The sequence below is a fragment of the Streptomyces sp. NPDC033180 genome, from assembly GCF_055577645.1.
Genome location: NZ_JBVIPU010000017.1, coordinates 135,952 through 151,181, shown reverse-complemented (window position 1 = coordinate 151,181; position 15,230 = coordinate 135,952). Strand labels below are relative to the sequence as shown.

Genomic DNA, 15,230 nt, shown 5'->3' with positions numbered 1-15,230 from the left:
GAGCTGCTGCTCGCGCAGCGGCCCGTCATGGCAGAACTACCCCGTCCCCGCGCGGTGAGCCGTCACGCTGCCCGCGTGCACACCACCACCGGCACGCGTTCGCGCGCCACGGCGAGGAGATCCGGCAGCACGACAGCGTTGAGCGCTCTACTTGGCCGCCGGTGCCTCCTTCAGCGCTCTGCTACCAGGGCGATGAAGGCTGCTTCCGTTCCGTCCTCACCCACGCGGCTGCCGGCGCTGGGCGCGTCGGGCACACAGGTGTAGCCCGCTGGCAACTCACCCGACGGCTTGACGCATGCCGATATCGGAATATGATTTTGTCCATGGCACGAGCAGCGACGACGTCGGACGTCTTCAACGCGATCGCCGAGCCTCAGCGCCGGGAGATCCTGGTGCTGCTGCGGGCGGGTGAGCGGTCGGTGACCGAGGTGGCCCAGGAGTTGGAGATGACCCAGCCAGGGGCGTCCAAACACCTGCGGGTGCTCCGGGAGGTCGGGCTGGTGCGCGATCGCAAGGCGGGCAAGCAGCGCCTGTACGGCCTTGACGCCGGCGGGCTGCGGTCCGTCCACGAGTGGACCGGCGGTTTCGAGCAGTTCTGGAACGAGAGCTTCGACCGACTGGACGCCTACGTGCAGGACCTGAAGCAGACAAGGAAAACGGAGTAGCTGATGAGTGCGACAGAACCGGGAACGCCGACGCAGTCGGCCACAGCCGACCGGGAGACTGCCATCTCCCGGATCATCGACGCCCCACGGGAGCTGGTGTTCGAGGCGTTCACCGAGGTGCGGCACCTGTCGCGATGGTGGGGGCCGGAAGGGTTCACCACCACCACGCGGGCGTTCGAGTTCCGCGTCGGCGGAGAGTGGGACTTCGTGATGCACGGACCGGACGGGACGGACTACCAAGAGTGGATCACCTGGACCGCGATCGCCCCGCCGGAACGGATCGCGATGCTCCACGGTGAGGCCCGCGACGACCCGAACGCCTTCGAGTCGGTCCTGACGTTCGAGCCCGACGGCGCGGCGACCCGGATCGAGATGCACACGGTGTTCCCCACCAAGGAGCAGCGCGACGAGGCGGTCGAGAAGTACCACGCGATCGAAGCCGGCCGGCAGACCCTGAACAACCTGGCTACGTACGTCACCGAGACCGTTCGGAAGGGAGCTGAGGACTGATGACCGGGAAGGTCTTCTTCAGCGTGTCGATGTCACTGGACGGATTCATCGCGCCCGATTCCCCCGAGGAGTTGATGGGGCGACAGTGGATGGAACTGCAGCAGTGGGTCTTCCCGCAGCGGTTCTTCCGCGAGAACCTGAAGCTCGGTGCGGGCGGCGAGGAGGGGCGCGACAACGACATCGTGCGGGAGACATTCGAGCGCACCGGCGCGAGCGTGATGGGCAAGCGCATGTTCGACGCCGGCGAGCAGATGTGGCCGGAGGAGGCGCCGTTCCACACGCCGGTGTTCGTCGTGACGCACGAGAAGCGTGACCCCTGGGAGCGGCCCGGCGGGACCACCTTCCACTTCGTCAACGACGGCATCGAGGCTGCGCTCGACCAGGCCCGCGAGGCCGCCGGCGACCGCGACGTCCGTATCGCGGGAGGCGGCGCGACGATCCTGGAGTACGTGAACGCGGGCCTGGTCGACGAGTTCTCGATTGCGCTGTCACCCGTGCTGTTCGGCTCCGGAATCCGCCTGTTCGAGGGCGTGGACGCGGGTCGCGTAGCCCTGGAGCAGGTCCGCGCGGAGGCTTCCCCAAGGGTGACGCACCTGACCTACACCGTCCGGAAGCGGTGACGGTCCCGAACTCAGCGCTCTCCCGCCGAGGTCAGCTGCCCGCGGACGGCCCGGCCCGCCCTGGGACGACGGATGGCGATGCGTGCTCGCCTATGGGGCGGGAGCTGGCAATGTGCGCCGACACGGTCTCCGACCGCTGCCGGCAGTGATCAGAACCACAAGGAGACGACACGGCCGCCTCTCCCTTCCGCTCTGCCACGTACCCGTCGAGGTCAGCGGGCGACGTACGTTGTACTCGCCGAGTCCGTCGGCCTTCCAGAGCACCTCACGCACCTCACGCATCTCTCGCAGATCGGCGTGCAGGGGATCTTTCGCGAAGTCACCAATCACGGGACCCTGCCATACGCCGCTGCCTGCAGTCTGGTGATCAAGGAATGCTCTCCGCTCTCCGCTCCCCACCTTCCCCAAACAGTTCAAAGACCCAGGCAAGTGGGGCGAGGAGCAGCCTCGGCCTTTTCAAAAGTTCCCATCAGTGAGTGGGTGTCCTGGAGTGCTTCGCCCACTGTCCCGGTGATCACACGTCATCCAGAATGCCTCCATGGCGACCGGCGATCCGATCAAGTACCTCCAGTTCGCGGCGGAGCTGCGCCGCGGGATCCGGGGCGGCACCTGGCCGCCCGGCAGCAAACTGCCGACCGAGGTGCAGTTGGCTGCGACCCACGGCCTGTCGGTCAACACCGTGCGGCGCGCATTGGAGGTACTGGCTGCCGAGGGGAGTGTTGAGCGGCGCCAGGGTGTGGGCACGTTTGCGCGGTCCGCGCCTCCTCCACCGGGTGCGCGGCGGCGGATTGCAGTCTTGCTGCCTGAACGCGACTGGTACTTCCCGCCCGTGATCGCAGGCATCGAGGCCGCCGCAGCCCGTACCCGAACGACGATCGACGTGCACACCACCGGGTATGCCGACCGCGGCTGGGACCGCCTCACCCGCCTTTCCGACCACCTGGCAGGCGCGGAGGGATTGCTCATCACGCACCCGGGCCCCGCCGACGCCGCCATTGCCACACGCACCCGCCTACTGAGGGAACTCCCGCTGCCGTACGTGCTTTTGGAACGAGCGCCGTCTGGCATTGGTGACCCCAGCGAGCACGTGACCACTGACCACGCCGGCGGTGTCTATCTCGCCCTCGCGCACCTGGCCGCACTGGGCCACCGCGACGTGGCGCTCGCCTGCAGGCCGAACTGTGCACCCAGCCGGGGCATATCGACGGGTTTCACAGAGGGAGCCGCCGCACTCGGGCTGCGCGTGACTACCCAGCTGGACTGGCCGCCGGTCACCGACTGCGACACTTTCGAGGAGGTCCTTGCCGCCCAACCCCCGCTCGCGGATACCGTCCTGGACGACGTTCTCAACAGCGGCGCGACCGGACTGATCTGTTTCGGCGATATGGAGGGATCCGCGCTGCTGGCCGCCGCCCGCCGGGCCGGGGTGCACATCCCCGGCGATCTCGCTCTGGTCTCCTGCGAGGACCGGCACGCGGCCACTGAGCGGGTGCCGCTCACCTCGGTCGCACCGGAGAAGTTCCGCCTGGGCTCGCTGGGCCTGGAAACCCTGCTGCGCCGCCTCGACGAACCAGACGCCGAGCTGCGCCAGGTCTGGCTGCGGCCCCGGCTGACCGTCCGAGAGTCCTGCGGGGCACAAGCCGCCAATCCTTCTTGATTCCTTCCGCCGGGCCCCGGAAGCGTGCCGTGCATGCCGACACATACTCATCGCTTACGGACCACCTTCCCCGTCGGCCTGTTGTCTTCGCTGTCTGCGTGGGCCCGCGGTAGGGACCGCTTCGCGCGCGTCCCCCTGACCGGCACGTTGACCGCTGCCGTGCTCGCCTCGGACCCCTCCGCCGCCACCCTTCTCGGACAGGGCGCACCAGCCAGAACGAAGCGTTGATGCTGCGCGACAGGCCGATTCCGCGGGTGAAGGCCCGGATCCCGGACCGGTAACGGGCCGGGGCGACAGTTGCCTGAACTCAAGCGAACCCGGTGCCGAAAGCGGCAGTCGACCGCACCCTTGCCGAGATCCGCGGCATCCTCGTGCTCCGAGACAGCGGCGAAGCTCTTCTAAGCGAGACGCACCGAGCGACACTCACTGCCAACGAGAGCCTGCCATAAGGGACACCACCAGCACGGGACACACACCGCCGGAACAAACAGGGCACTGAGGTCGTGGTCGCGAAGCAGGCCCGCGGCCTCTACCGGGGCGGTGCGAGAGATTGGTCCGAGATCCGGCACTCCGAGACGGTCAATGCCGAGGTTGTCGGGTACACCGGACCTGTCCGCCCGCGCAGCCGCGTCCCTGGCCGTGCGTCTCCCCGACGGCCAACGGCGCCTCACCCAGGCGCTACCCGGCACTCTGGCAGTGCAGGTCTCCGCCCATGTGCAGGCGTCCGGGCCCGGACGCGCAGCCCGTACCGATACGGGCGACCGCTACACCACCACTGGCCACGGGGCGGTGGTGGAGGTTCCGTCGTTCTGTCGCACCGCGCTGGAGGTGCCGTGGAGGGAGCGGGCTGCCTCTGGCACGAGCGGGCGGGCACTATCTCGCCGGTGGCCTGGGACCGCGGAGTCTTCGCCCTGACCTTCCCTGCTTCGATCGTCGGGGGTCGACGGCTGAGCGGTGGTCCCCTACTGAGCCTCGTATGCGATGCGTTGGTGGGTGAGCTCGCACGAGTCTGTTGGCCTCATGGGAACGAGTCGATTGGCCTCACTCCGGAGCTGCTGACGGTCCGTGTGGCGTCAGGCGGAGAGATCCGTCACTGAGCGACGGTGAATGCCCCTTCGATGAGGACCGGAACCGTGGTGCAGGCGTCCAGTTCGGTGGCGACAAGGACGTCCTCGGCAAATCCCCCGCCGATGAGCTCCCGCCCGGAGGAGCAGGCGGCCACCGCAGCGCTGACGTCCGAGGTCGCCTGGAAGCTGGCCGCTGCCATGGCGGCTTCCGGCGAGAGCGTGTCGCGGAGCCGCTCGTGCAGCGCGGCGATGATGGCTCCCGCGCCGAGCAGGTCTTCCATGGCGGGCCGCAGGCTCCCGTCGGGCCAGAGCTCGCCCGAGGCGATCACCGCGACGGGGCGATCGACGGTCCCGTAGCCCTGGCCAACGAGCCAGTGCGCCGCGGCCGTCGCGTTTCGGAGGGCCCCGGCAACCACACGTGACTCGCCGGCCGAGGCAGCGATGGCGGAACCGTTGGGTGAGGGAAGCACCAGGCGCGGGGTGAAGGGGGCGCGTCGCAATGATGCGGGAGAGAGCGACCAGGGCGCTGACGCGGTGGCCATGCGACGGCCGACTGCCAGGTCTGCGCCTCTCTGATCGGCGAATGTGGAAGCGGTCGCGTCACGCCAACGATAGGGGTAGACCCGCGTCCCGGACTCCACCGCGACCGTCACCGAGGTGGTGAACGACAGCACATCGACTACCACGATGCAGGCGACATCTGCTGCCAGCCGTTCCGCACCCGTGGGACCCCACTCGAATCGAACACCGTGGCCTGCCTGCAGAAGACAATCGTCCATGACCAATGATCATGCCAGCGGAAGGGACTGGTCAGGAACCTGCGGTGGCCTCCTGGTGGGCCTTTATATGGACGAGGCGGTGGGGGTCGCTGCCGGTCTCGAGATGTTGCCGCCGAAAGGGAGGCGGTCCACTATGGCCGCGCAGAGCCTGGGATCGGTGAACGTCTTCGTCCGGACCGAGGGGTTGGGTTGGGACAGCGCGTGGAGAAGCTGCCGGTTATGCGAGGTTGATTGCCCACCTCGGACGTTGACGCTGCGAGTCTGGCTGGCAGGCCAGCAGTCTGGACGATCGGTCTGCGGGGTGGTCGTGCCCGGGTACATGTACGTGTTGTCGAAGAACACGAACTGGGTGCCCGCGCGGGCGTCGACGAGGGTGCAGGCGGCCTTGTTGGTCGCCCCCGCTCAGTCGGCCGAAGTGTTCTGTGTCGCCTCGCGTGCTTCGGTGAGGGCTCGCTGCCTGAGGTTGCCGCCGAACAGCTGAATCATGGTGGCGGCGCTACAAGACCGACACCGCCGCCCGGCTCGACGCGTAAGGCGACGGCACCAGCCTCTACAGCAACCCGCCAGCCTCCCCGAGATACACAAGCCGCGGCGTTCGGAGCGTCTCGGTCGAACGGACGTAGCCAGCCCGAGGACATCGCCCCGTCGCCTCTCAACCAGACGTATCCGGTGCCGACCAGCCCGGTGGGGCGATCCCCGGGAGCATGTCGAAGAGCGCGTCGGTCGTCCACACCATGCCTAGGTCTGACCTCTCGTCGAGCCGCCCGCTGTAGACCCCCACCAGTGCCGTGACCGACTCCTCGTGCATGAGAACGCCGCCGTCAACTGCGACAGGTTCACCGGGTCGAATGTGCATCACGACTGGTGCACCGGACTGGCCCGGGCGGGTCCTGGAATCGAGGAGGAAGCCCGGGAGGCCGTCCCATCGGGCAAGCGGCTCACTTGCCACCGGAGCTGCCGTCCATACGGCGAACGGCCAACTGCCAGTGTTACCGAAGGGGAACCCCAGGACGAAGAGACGATCCGTGATCCGCAGGGGGATCTTGGCATCAGCGTCGGGACCAAGAGTCGCTCGACGGTCCAAGGGGTGCAGATCACGCACTGTGGGCCAGGTGTTGGGCAGGAACGCCTCGACCGCGGCCTCCGGAGCATCGCCGATGTACAGGGCCGCCACGTCGACGCGCTGTTCACGGTGGCTGTGCCACCGCGGCCTGTTCTGGTCTTCGTCGTCGTACAGCTCAAAGTCCCGGTTGGCGGGATGAAAGCCGTCCGCCGCCTGCCCGGCAAAGCGCACGCGTACGTAGTCCGGGCGCAGTCCCGTCCCTTTGGGATCAGCTTTCCCCGTGTCGGACCGCAGGCCACTCAGTACATGCCAGGCAGTGACAAGCCAGAAGTCCCCCGGGGTCCCGACCAGGAAACCCGTGGCCGGCCCGAGCCGCATGTCGCTGGCCTCGCCACGAGAGCGGTGCCAGGACTCGAGGTACAAAGCAGCGAAGGACAGCGTATGAACGCTGCGGACTCCATCCATACAGGCAGACTACGACTCACTGGGCCGACGTTGACGCCCGCGGCGTGACCCGCTGCGCTCAGCCTTGCCCCGGATGGGCGGCTGACACTCGGCGACATCCTGCTGGTTGAACTCGCCCACGAGGCCGAGGCCGTCAGCATGAGCTGACAACGCCGCTGACTACGTCCATCTCTGGACCGTACGTCGCCGTCACACTGGAGTGAACTGAGCTTGCCTCAGCTGTGATGCGTCTGGGTTGGAGCGCTGCTTGTGAGGGCTGGGGCGCGGTTCGCCGGCCTTGAGAACGCGTCCGACGTCGTGAACACCTACCCCCCGATCATCCTGCTGCTTCCGAAGCAACGCCCGGCTGCGGCCGGGTCCGCATGCCCCAGCGGGCAAGAGAGGGGCCGGCAGCACCCAGCGCCGCGAAGAACAACGCCAGCAGCAGCCAGCCCGCCGTGCCGAGGCCGAGTACCACCGTGGTGAGGATCGCTGGGGCGAGAGCCTGGCCCGCGCTGAAGCCGAGGCCGAGGAGACCTTGGTACTGGCCCTGGGCATGGTCGGGGGCAAGGCCGAAACCCAGAGCGAAGCCCGCCGAGGACTCCCAGACCTCTCCCAGGCTATGGACGAAGATCGCTGCCAGGAACAGTCCCGCTGCCGCCCAGACCGGGGTGTACGCCGCCAGCGCCATCATCGGGCAGCTGACGAGGAAGAGCAGCCCCGCGGTGCGAAACGCCCTGCCGCCGTCGTGCGGGGTTTCGATGCGGGAGCCGATCCTGGTCTGCATCAGTACGCAGAAGGCGGCATTGACGGCGAACAGCGCGGCCACCGTCCAGCGCGGCGCCTCGGTGTGTTGGGAGATCCAGATCGGCAGGAGCAGGGAGACCACCGGGTATTGCAGTCCCATGGCCCCGTAGAGGGCGGTGAACGTCAGGAACGGGCGGTCTGTGAAAGCGAGCCAGCGACGCTGCCGCGGCGGTACTGCCAGCACCGGATAGCGGGGCAGCAGGAGCAGAAGCACTGCGCACAGGGCGAAGCTCGCCGCATTGCCCAGGATCAACGTGACATAGGCGCCACGGGTGTCCGCGGCCAGCGCCAGCCCGGCACCCACCGTTCCGACAATGACGCCCAGGTTGACGAACGTGCGCAGCTTGGCCCGGAACAGGGCCGGGCGATCACCCCCGACCCGGACCACCAGAGCGCCCCAGGCCGCCCCACCGGCCGCCGCGGCGATCTGGTCGACCGTCGCGATGATCGTGAGCGCGGCCCAGCTCTCGACGAGGACGAGGGTCGCCATCGACATCGCCTGTACCGCGAGGGCCAGCATCATGATCGTGCACGCCCCTCGCCGGTCGGCGAGATGCCCTCCGGGTATCCCCGCGCACAAGCCGATCACTCCGGCGAGGGTGAGCGCGGCACCGACCTGTACCGCGGGCAGGCCAACGACCAGGGTGAAATAGAGCGCTGACGCCGCGTTGAACAGACCGTTGCCGACCCGGTTGACGAAACTGGCGGCGACCAGCACGCGCTCCGGCCTGCTGTCCCCCGCCATGCGGCCTATTCGGCCTGCCAAGCCGCCCTTGATCATGGACGGCAGGCTAGCAGCGGTCGCAGGACCCCCCGCGGGTGTACCAAGATCGCGTGCCCTGATCGCGACACAGGCCGGTGAACCGCCGCAGCCTCCGCCCGAGCGGCGGCCGTGGCGCACTGCGGCCACCAGCATCACGGCCTGGGGCCGCGGATGACTGACCAGAGGCGGGGCCTCGGCTGCCGCCTGGCCCCAACCCAAGGCGGACCTCGTCCGGCGGTTCCGTCCGGCGGCGGCTCCGTCCGGCGGCGGTTCCGTCCGGCGGCGGTTCCGTCCGGTTCTCCGAACTTCGGCATACGCATCCGATGCAACTCCGCCGGAGGGCGCGGAACCTACCCCCGGCAAGCACAACTGCGGCTGCGGGCTCACTGGCCGTCAACAGCCCAGTGGGGCCGCGTGGCGCGCTCGCCGGTCTCGACGACACCAACCTGAAACTGGCGCTGCATGGGATCGTGCACGCCTCGCAGTGCGGGACGCAGGCACACCGCCTCTTCCCGCCTCCCCGCCGATAGTCAGGCGCTGCTGGGGGCCACACGCGTAGGCCCCAGCCTGTCCTCGACCGCGGCTGGCGTTTGCCACGCGCCCGGTCCCTCAACCCGCCCGCAGGGGTGGGTTGAGGGACCGGACGACGGCTCCGGCGCGGCGGGGGTTACCGCTTGTGGGCGGGGATCGAGTCGGTGCCGGCGGGCCGCTTCACCGTCTCGCTGTAGTTCGGCGTGGCGCTCTCGGCCTTCTTCGCGGGCTTGGACTCGGTCCCGGCCGGCACCTTGACCGCCTTGGAGTACGAGCCCTCACCTATCTTCTTGGCGGGCTTGGAGTCGGCGCCAGCCGGGCGCTCGACGGTGTGGCTGTGCCCCTTGCTCGGGGCGGTGGACGCGTTCGCGACGGCGGCGGTCGAGCCGAGCGTCCCGAGCGTGATGAGCGCGAACGTGGCGATCGCTGTGGACTTCTTCATGCGGAGTCTCCGTGATCGTGGGTGCTGCTTTGCCTTGCCCTTCGATCCTCACAGCCAGCGCATTTCGTCTCTGTCTCTGACGGCCCCTGGGGATGAGAAGCCGATGAAAACCCCCGCGCGCACCGTCGGCACTCTCAGGGTCAGCCAGTGCCAGGCGGCCGAGGGTGAAAGACCGTGCGACCTCCTGCGAGAGTGCACGTATCAGGACAACGAAAGGACCCCTCATGACTGACAGCCTCGTCATGACGTCGGCCTCAGCGGCGATCGGCTGTCTACGGCGAGGGAGCCAGGGCTCTGATCACAGAGGCGCGAGAGTTCTGGCGCCTCGCCGCCGCAGAGCGGCAACTTCCTGGCGGTGCACCGCGCGACCGCGAACTAGCTCACAGCTCACAGCTCACAGCTCACAGCTCAACAAAAACTTGAGGGTGCCCAACTCCATTACGTCTACCGGCGTGGGAATTGTCCGCCCCGTGATGCTGTGCGAATCGTGCTCCCAGGGCTGGGGCCTCAACACCGTGCTGTGCTACGCGAGCGCCACCCGCTGGCAGGACACCATTCACGAAGGCCGGCCCCGGCCCAGCCGGCTCGACCCGTTCAAGCCCTGCCTGGAGCGGCGATTCGCCGAAGGATGCACGAGCGTCACCCGGCTGCACCGCGAACTGCTCGCCGAGAGTGCGCCCGTCTTCTATGGCATGGTCCGCGCTCATATCGCCACTCTTCGCGCCTTTCCGTCCCCAGTAACGCCCCCACCACCGACGGTTCGGCAGGTGACCGGCTGGCTCACCCGCCACCCCACCTCCTTGAGCGAGGACGACCGCACAGCTTTGAAGGCCGTCCCGGCCCGCTGCCCCGAGTTGGACACGGCCGCCGAGCACATCCGCGGCTTCGGCGAGATACTCACAGACCGCCTCGGCGCCATGCTCCCCAGATGGATCGACGCCGTCGAAGCCAGCCAACTGTCCGGCCTCACCGGCTTCGCGCGCCGCCTGCGTCGCGACTTCGACGCCGTGGCAGCCGGACTCACCCTGGAATGGAGCTCCGGCGGCACTGAGGGCGCCGTGAACCGCATCAAGAAGATCGAAAGGCAGCTCTGCGGACGCGCCGAATTCGAACTACTCCGCAAGATGATCCTGCTCCAGTGACCCTCCGCGACCGCTCTCCAAACGCCCAACCCGGGGTTCAGCCTGCCTCCAGCTTCAACCAACCCTTGCGAGGACCGGCGGCGGGCCTCTCATCCCGCGAGATCCACCAGCGCCTCGTGGCGCACAGTCCACCTCGTCGATGCACAAGAGATCGACGCTGTCGCACCGCTACTGACCCTCCGCGCCGCTGCACACCTTGTCGTGGCTACGCTGCCCCTGTCCCGCCGCCGCTGATTCGGAACGGTCTTCGTGCCTCCTCCTCTCGAACTCTGGTTGCTCCCAACGGCCTTCATGCTGATCGGCGCTGTCACGAGCACGCTTGCGTGTCGTGCCCTCCTCCGGGACCGGAGACTGCGCCGGAAGGGCGCGAGGGCGGAGGGGGTGGTGACCCGCTTGCACCCCACCAGGCTGAGTTCCAACAGCTCGGACCCCCCGACCACCGTGTACTACCCGGTCATCGCCTGGACCACGGCCGACGGCTGCACCATGGAAACCGAGGGCCACATAGCCCGCGCGCTCCACCGCAACGCGCCACCCGGCACCCCGGTCACGGTCTACTACGACCCGGCAGACCCCTCCCGCTGGACGCTCCCGTCCGCGGGCACCCGCATCTACTTGCTCGTCGGCGCAGGAGGGACGGCCTTTGCGCTGATTGGGATAGGAATCGCGCTGGTAATGGTGTTCTGGGGATCTTCATTTGAAAGGTGTGATTGGGGTACGAGCGACTACAGCACCTCGTGCCCCTAGGGACCGACTGGCGCGGACTGCATAAGGGAACCAGCCCTCCACCTGGAGGACTTCAGTAGCAGGTTGGCGTCGCGTCGGTCCAGGACCACTGACTCCCGCTTTCGTGAGCACCGCCTATTCGCGCCAGTGCGCGACTCTGCATCTCGTGCCGAAACGACGTCCCAACACAACCGCGTACATAGCCACGCGGCGGATGGTGTCGAACGATGCGCCAACTGGCTCGACCGCTCCCCAAGATCTGTGCCAGAGCCCATTTCTCATGAACATCCGCGCCGCCGCTGACCGTCAACTGCCTCTCGAACCGGTGGACAAGCGCTGTCGTCTGAAGTGAACGAAGCCAGCGGGCCGTGCCACTGGTGCGAGGGGTCGAGGTCAGGGCAGCCCCAGGGCTCGCAGCAGCGGTCCAAGTTGAGCGGCTCGACCTGGTGCTCCCGCTCGTACCGGTGCCCGTGCGCCAACGGCATCATCCCAGGGCAGTCGCTCAACAGGGCGTGCCCACGCCTGGTCTGCGCCCACGCGGCCCGGCAGTGATCGCATTGCGCCCGCCCCCACCGCAGGCGCAGGCGGTGCCGGTTCAACGCGGCCGGTTGATCCACGGGACGATCCACCGCGCGGCGAGCTGCGACACGAAGAAGCCCGCCGTGCACACGTACACGAGGATCTGCGTAAACGTCGACGTCGTGGGATCGACGGTGACCAGCACGCAGGCAAGGACGAGAAGCGCCCCGCCCGCCCAGCGCCACAGACGCATGACGGAGGGGCGTACGGGCTTCGGAGTCTGCGTACTCACGCGGCGGATTCCTCAATTGTGGGCGGCGGGTGGTACGCGCAAGCATGCACCAGGGCCGCCACAGGGACCTGATCCGCGGTGTGCGCCTGACCGCGTACTGCCGGGAGTACGGGTCGGCGTGAACCGCCTGCCCCTCTCCCTGCGGCTAGGCCCCGCTAGGCGCCGACATTTCCTGGAACACCAAGGGGCAACGCACCACATCGTCCGATCTGCCAGGGCCGTGGTCCTGGCGCACGACTCGCAGCCCCCGCCGCCGAGGCCCGCGATTAAGGCCACCGACAGTGCCGAGTACGCGGCCGACCTGGAGCAGATCACTGCCGACATGACGTAACCGTTGATGCCGTTCACGGTGCTCGCGCTGCGGCGCGACGAGGGATGGGAGTACGACGAACACGGGCGCGGCAGACGCGTCCTGGAGCCCTTCGCGGTCGTGCCCGGCCACCTGACCCTGCCCGAGGACGTCTTCGTCCGCCATCCCGCCATCGAGGAGTGGACACGATTGTGGGGCCACTATCAGGCCCGTGACGAGGCCCGCGCCTTCGAGCTGTGCGTGGCAGCTCGGGAGTGCGAGGGCACGGATGGGACGAGGGCGAGCAGTGATCGAGCCGGATGAGGACGCGCGGCCCATCGCGCACCGGGAGCGCGCTGCCGATCTGTACGACCAGGCGGCGATGACGATCGCGCTCATGCAGGAGGCTCAGGAAGGCGCCACACCCGTCATGCGGCGGGAGATCCGCGGTACGTGCGAGACAGTCGCGCTCGGTTCGCTGGAGCGCTATCTGCTGCTCCTCGACGTGGCCGACGCGCGGGGACGGCACGGTGAGCGTGCCGCCTGCGCCGACACTCAAAGCCCCGTGGGCTCAGTACCTCTTTACGCCCCACCCCATCCACGGTCTGAAGACCGTGGAGAACCGTACGTGGCGGCCGGGCGGCGCCTATCGCGGGCGGCTGCTGATCCACTGCGCCCAGCGGCCCGAGACGGGCCCCAGGATCGCGCCGACCCGAGAGATCGCCGAGCAGAGCGCGCCGACGCCGGGATGATCCTGGGTGTCGTCGACCTGGTGGAGGTTGTGCGCGATGCCGGCGGCGTGTGGGCGTCACCGGGGCACTAGCACCGTCCCGGCCAGCGGCCGGCTCTGGACGCCGACGGTAGATCTGTCGTCCGGGCTCGTCGTCGGTCAACACCTCCTCTGGTCTGGGAGTTTCGCGGGTGCGGGGTCTTTCGACCCCCCTCATTGGGGACGTTCAGCACCGGCTACCCCTTTGCCTCTCATTTACATTTATTGCAATAGAACAAACCCCACCACAAAGGACACCCCGTGAACGCCCTCCGCGACTTCGCCGAGATCCGCCAGCAGGCCGCCGCCGAATGCGAAGCGACGCGAGGGCCGCGCAAGCGCACCACCAAGATCGTCACGCGCGGCAGGAAGAAGCCCGTACCCCGCACTCACGTCGACGTCGAATAGCGCACATCCCGACACCCCGCGCGTTCCTATCCCCAGGACGCGCGGGGCCGCGTGCAGCGACACCCCCGTCGCTGTTCGCACCCTGCGCCCCATCGGCTCTTCAACCGCTTCCGGCCGGTGGGGCGCAGTCATCCCACCACTCCCTGTGAGCTGCGGGGTGGTGCCCGGCGTCACCCGTCGGGAACCCGCTTCCCGCTCCCCGCCCCCACTCCCCGCTCCGTACTCCGTACTCCGTACTCCGTACTCCGCGAAAATTGACGCATAAGTAGACAAGGCGGGGAAACAGCGAGCAAGCGGATGCCGACCACCGAGTACGAGCTGATGATCGCCACCCGCATCACGTGCCCCCAGTTCGACGGAATCACGCCCACCCAGCTGGACAACGACGAGTTGGACGACCTCGGCTGGCACCGCTCGCGCCGTTTCTGCTCCTGCCCGCTGATGTGCCCGCCCTTGTGCGGAAGAGGCCTTCGGCGATTGCTCGGCCTAGGCCTACGCGTACGCCTACGACCACGGCGCTACCGCCTGACCCGCCCGGAGAGTCCGAGATGACCTGCGCCGATTACACCGCCGCCATGCGCGAGGCCCTCGCCTACGCAGACATCCCCCGCTGGCAGCGCCTCTTCCTCGCCCGCGCCGCCCTCACCCGCTGAAAGGCCAACCCACATGACCCGCACACTCGACTCGCGCCGTACCCGCATCCTCACGGCCGCCACCGGTGGCGCGCTGGCCATCGGCCTGATCGCCGGCGCCATGACCATGGGCCAGGACTCAGCGGAAGCCGACACCCCCGCGCCGGTCAAGAACCAGGCCCCGGAGCAAGCCGGACAGCGCGTCGCCGACATCGCCAACAGCGCCCTGACCGGCGCTATGCAGCGCATCGGCGATCACGTGAAGAAGGAATGCGCCGGCTCCGAGGTCGCCTGTGCCCGCACGCTCGACGCCGTCACTGATCTGAACCTGACGTGGGGCGAGGACTTCCGCATCGTCTTCGACAAGGACGGCCGCTGGGACACCAAGCCCCGGCCCCGCAGCGACAAGTAACCCGCGTTCGCTCCGCACCCTGTTCCATCACCGCCCGCCTGGCCCCGCCCCTTCTCTCAGAGACACCTTGATGACCATGCCCACCGCCCCGTTCGGACGCGAACACCGAGCTTCTCGGTCGGGCCCCCACAGCAACAGCCCATCTCCCGGAACCGCCCACCGAGCAGAAGCTCACCCCCGCCCGGCGGCGCGAGACCCTCGACGACGCCGACATCGGCCTGACCCGCCAGTGATCGGGCGCCCCGTCAACCACGTCCTCCATCTTCTGTTGACCCTGGCGACGCTGGGCCTGCGGAGCCTGCCGTGGGGGTCATGGGTCATCATCGCCGCCTCCAACCAGCACGCACGCCGCCCGCTCCACATCGATGTGTGGGGCCGTATCACCGCACGCCACACCGCCTACTGGCCCCGCCGTGAAGGAGCACGCTGCGCCTGAAAACGATCTCCCGCAAGCCGTCCTCAACCCCACGACGGGCAGATACGAGATCCGGATGTGGGTCAGCGACGAGACCACCGGTGTCCAGCGCCCCATCGACCTCGCGCCCGCTCACACGGAAGTCGTCGCGACTGCCATGCAGGATGCTGTCGATCTCGCCGTCCACCACAACGGAGGGGGGGGGGGGGGGGGGGGGGGGGGGGGGGGGGGGGGGGGGGGGGGGGGGGGGGGGGGGGGGGGGGGGTGGGGGGTGGGGA

Annotated in this window: 16 protein-coding genes and 1 pseudogene; 11 read left to right on the top strand and 6 right to left on the bottom strand. The window is 68.4% G+C overall.

The window, feature by feature from the left end:
• The first annotated feature begins 323 nt into the window (after positions 1-323).
• The 4 genes from ACZ5WE_RS33285 (at position 324) to ACZ5WE_RS33270 (ending at position 3,452) form a co-directional block, all read left to right on the top strand.
• Complete coding sequence (locus ACZ5WE_RS33285) at positions 324-665, top strand: ArsR/SmtB family transcription factor (protein WP_467694204.1); 342 nt, start codon at positions 324-326, stop codon at positions 663-665.
• A gap of 3 nt (positions 666-668) precedes the next feature.
• Positions 669-1,175: an SRPBCC family protein gene (locus ACZ5WE_RS33280; RefSeq protein WP_467694202.1), complete on the top strand. Its 507-nt coding sequence runs from the start codon at positions 669-671 to the stop codon at positions 1,173-1,175.
• Positions 1,175-1,795, top strand: a complete 621-nt coding sequence (locus ACZ5WE_RS33275) for a dihydrofolate reductase family protein (RefSeq protein ID WP_467694200.1) — start codon at positions 1,175-1,177, stop codon at positions 1,793-1,795. The genes ACZ5WE_RS33280 and ACZ5WE_RS33275 overlap by 1 nt, the downstream gene beginning before the upstream one ends.
• Positions 1,796-2,333: 538 nt before the next feature.
• Positions 2,334-3,452, top strand: coding sequence for a substrate-binding domain-containing protein (locus ACZ5WE_RS33270; protein ID WP_467694198.1), 1,119 nt, complete (start codon positions 2,334-2,336; stop codon positions 3,450-3,452).
• Positions 3,453-4,542: 1,090 nt separating this feature from the next.
• Here ACZ5WE_RS33270 and ACZ5WE_RS33265 read toward each other — a convergent pair.
• The 5 genes and pseudogenes from ACZ5WE_RS33265 to ACZ5WE_RS33245 all read right to left on the bottom strand — a co-directional run bounded on the left by ACZ5WE_RS33265 (position 4,543) and on the right by ACZ5WE_RS33245 (position 9,348).
• Positions 4,543-5,298 carry a 2-phosphosulfolactate phosphatase gene (locus tag ACZ5WE_RS33265; RefSeq protein WP_467694196.1) on the bottom strand — a complete coding sequence of 252 codons (756 nt, stop codon included), beginning with the start codon at positions 5,296-5,298 and terminating at the stop codon, positions 4,543-4,545.
• A gap of 31 nt (positions 5,299-5,329) precedes the next feature.
• A pseudogene (locus tag ACZ5WE_RS33260) lies at positions 5,330-5,469 on the bottom strand (IS21-like element helper ATPase IstB); the annotation flags it as partial.
• 481 nt (positions 5,470-5,950) lie between these two features.
• On the bottom strand, positions 5,951-6,826 hold the full coding sequence (locus ACZ5WE_RS33255; protein ID WP_467694194.1) for a trypsin-like peptidase domain-containing protein: 876 nt from the start codon (positions 6,824-6,826) through the stop codon (positions 5,951-5,953).
• A 316-nt stretch (positions 6,827-7,142) separates the two neighbouring features.
• The gene (locus ACZ5WE_RS33250) at positions 7,143-8,393 is read right to left on the bottom strand and encodes an MFS transporter (protein WP_467694192.1); all 1,251 of its coding nucleotides are present in this window, start codon (positions 8,391-8,393) and stop codon (positions 7,143-7,145) included.
• 649 nt (positions 8,394-9,042) lie between these two features.
• The gene (locus ACZ5WE_RS33245; RefSeq protein ID WP_467694190.1) at positions 9,043-9,348 is read right to left on the bottom strand and encodes a hypothetical protein; all 306 of its coding nucleotides are present in this window, start codon (positions 9,346-9,348) and stop codon (positions 9,043-9,045) included.
• A 452-nt stretch (positions 9,349-9,800) separates the two neighbouring features.
• Here ACZ5WE_RS33245 and ACZ5WE_RS33240 point away from each other — a divergent pair, with 452 nt between their 5' ends.
• Both ACZ5WE_RS33240 and ACZ5WE_RS33235 read left to right on the top strand, forming a co-directional pair.
• The gene (locus ACZ5WE_RS33240; RefSeq protein ID WP_467694188.1) at positions 9,801-10,490 is read left to right on the top strand and encodes a transposase; all 690 of its coding nucleotides are present in this window, start codon (positions 9,801-9,803) and stop codon (positions 10,488-10,490) included.
• A 291-nt stretch (positions 10,491-10,781) separates the two neighbouring features.
• Positions 10,782-11,237 carry a DUF3592 domain-containing protein gene (locus tag ACZ5WE_RS33235; RefSeq protein ID WP_467694275.1) on the top strand — a complete coding sequence of 152 codons (456 nt, stop codon included), beginning with the start codon at positions 10,782-10,784 and terminating at the stop codon, positions 11,235-11,237.
• A 574-nt stretch (positions 11,238-11,811) separates the two neighbouring features.
• Here the strand turns inward: ACZ5WE_RS33235 and ACZ5WE_RS33230 are convergent.
• Positions 11,812-12,027: a hypothetical protein gene (locus ACZ5WE_RS33230; protein WP_467694186.1), complete on the bottom strand. Its 216-nt coding sequence runs from the start codon at positions 12,025-12,027 to the stop codon at positions 11,812-11,814.
• 337 nt (positions 12,028-12,364) lie between these two features.
• On the opposite strand from ACZ5WE_RS33230, the gene ACZ5WE_RS33225 reads away from it, so the two are divergent.
• The 5 genes from ACZ5WE_RS33225 to ACZ5WE_RS33205 all read left to right on the top strand — a co-directional run bounded on the left by ACZ5WE_RS33225 (position 12,365) and on the right by ACZ5WE_RS33205 (position 14,973).
• Positions 12,365-12,640 carry a hypothetical protein gene (locus ACZ5WE_RS33225; protein WP_467694184.1) on the top strand — a complete coding sequence of 92 codons (276 nt, stop codon included), beginning with the start codon at positions 12,365-12,367 and terminating at the stop codon, positions 12,638-12,640.
• On the top strand, positions 12,624-13,139 hold the full coding sequence (locus ACZ5WE_RS33220) for a hypothetical protein (protein ID WP_467694182.1): 516 nt from the start codon (positions 12,624-12,626) through the stop codon (positions 13,137-13,139). Before ACZ5WE_RS33225 ends, ACZ5WE_RS33220 begins: the two co-directional genes overlap by 17 nt.
• A gap of 207 nt (positions 13,140-13,346) precedes the next feature.
• Positions 13,347-13,493 carry a hypothetical protein gene (locus tag ACZ5WE_RS33215; protein ID WP_467694180.1) on the top strand — a complete coding sequence of 49 codons (147 nt, stop codon included), beginning with the start codon at positions 13,347-13,349 and terminating at the stop codon, positions 13,491-13,493.
• Between the two features lie 666 nt (positions 13,494-14,159).
• Positions 14,160-14,537 carry a hypothetical protein gene (locus tag ACZ5WE_RS33210; RefSeq protein WP_467694178.1) on the top strand — a complete coding sequence of 126 codons (378 nt, stop codon included), beginning with the start codon at positions 14,160-14,162 and terminating at the stop codon, positions 14,535-14,537.
• 268 nt (positions 14,538-14,805) lie between these two features.
• On the top strand, positions 14,806-14,973 hold the full coding sequence (locus tag ACZ5WE_RS33205) for a hypothetical protein (protein WP_467694176.1): 168 nt from the start codon (positions 14,806-14,808) through the stop codon (positions 14,971-14,973).
• The last annotated feature ends 257 nt before the right edge of the window (positions 14,974-15,230 follow it).

Coding starts and splice junctions, on each gene's coding strand:
- ACZ5WE_RS33255 (WP_467694194.1), bottom strand. CDS start 6,826: ATGGATGGAGTCCGCAGCGTTCATACGCTGTCCTTCGCTGCTTTGTAC.
- ACZ5WE_RS33250 (WP_467694192.1), bottom strand. CDS start 8,393: ATGATCAAGGGCGGCTTGGCAGGCCGAATAGGCCGCATGGCGGGGGAC.
- ACZ5WE_RS33210 (WP_467694178.1), top strand. CDS start 14,160: ATGACCCGCACACTCGACTCGCGCCGTACCCGCATCCTCACGGCCGCC.
- ACZ5WE_RS33270 (WP_467694198.1), top strand. CDS start 2,334: ATGGCGACCGGCGATCCGATCAAGTACCTCCAGTTCGCGGCGGAGCTG.
- ACZ5WE_RS33265 (WP_467694196.1), bottom strand. CDS start 5,298: ATGGACGATTGTCTTCTGCAGGCAGGCCACGGTGTTCGATTCGAGTGG.
- ACZ5WE_RS33235 (WP_467694275.1), top strand. CDS start 10,782: ATGCTGATCGGCGCTGTCACGAGCACGCTTGCGTGTCGTGCCCTCCTC.
- ACZ5WE_RS33225 (WP_467694184.1), top strand. CDS start 12,365: ATGCCGTTCACGGTGCTCGCGCTGCGGCGCGACGAGGGATGGGAGTAC.
- ACZ5WE_RS33245 (WP_467694190.1), bottom strand. CDS start 9,348: ATGAAGAAGTCCACAGCGATCGCCACGTTCGCGCTCATCACGCTCGGG.
- ACZ5WE_RS33285 (WP_467694204.1), top strand. CDS start 324: ATGGCACGAGCAGCGACGACGTCGGACGTCTTCAACGCGATCGCCGAG.
- ACZ5WE_RS33275 (WP_467694200.1), top strand. CDS start 1,175: ATGACCGGGAAGGTCTTCTTCAGCGTGTCGATGTCACTGGACGGATTC.
- ACZ5WE_RS33280 (WP_467694202.1), top strand. CDS start 669: ATGAGTGCGACAGAACCGGGAACGCCGACGCAGTCGGCCACAGCCGAC.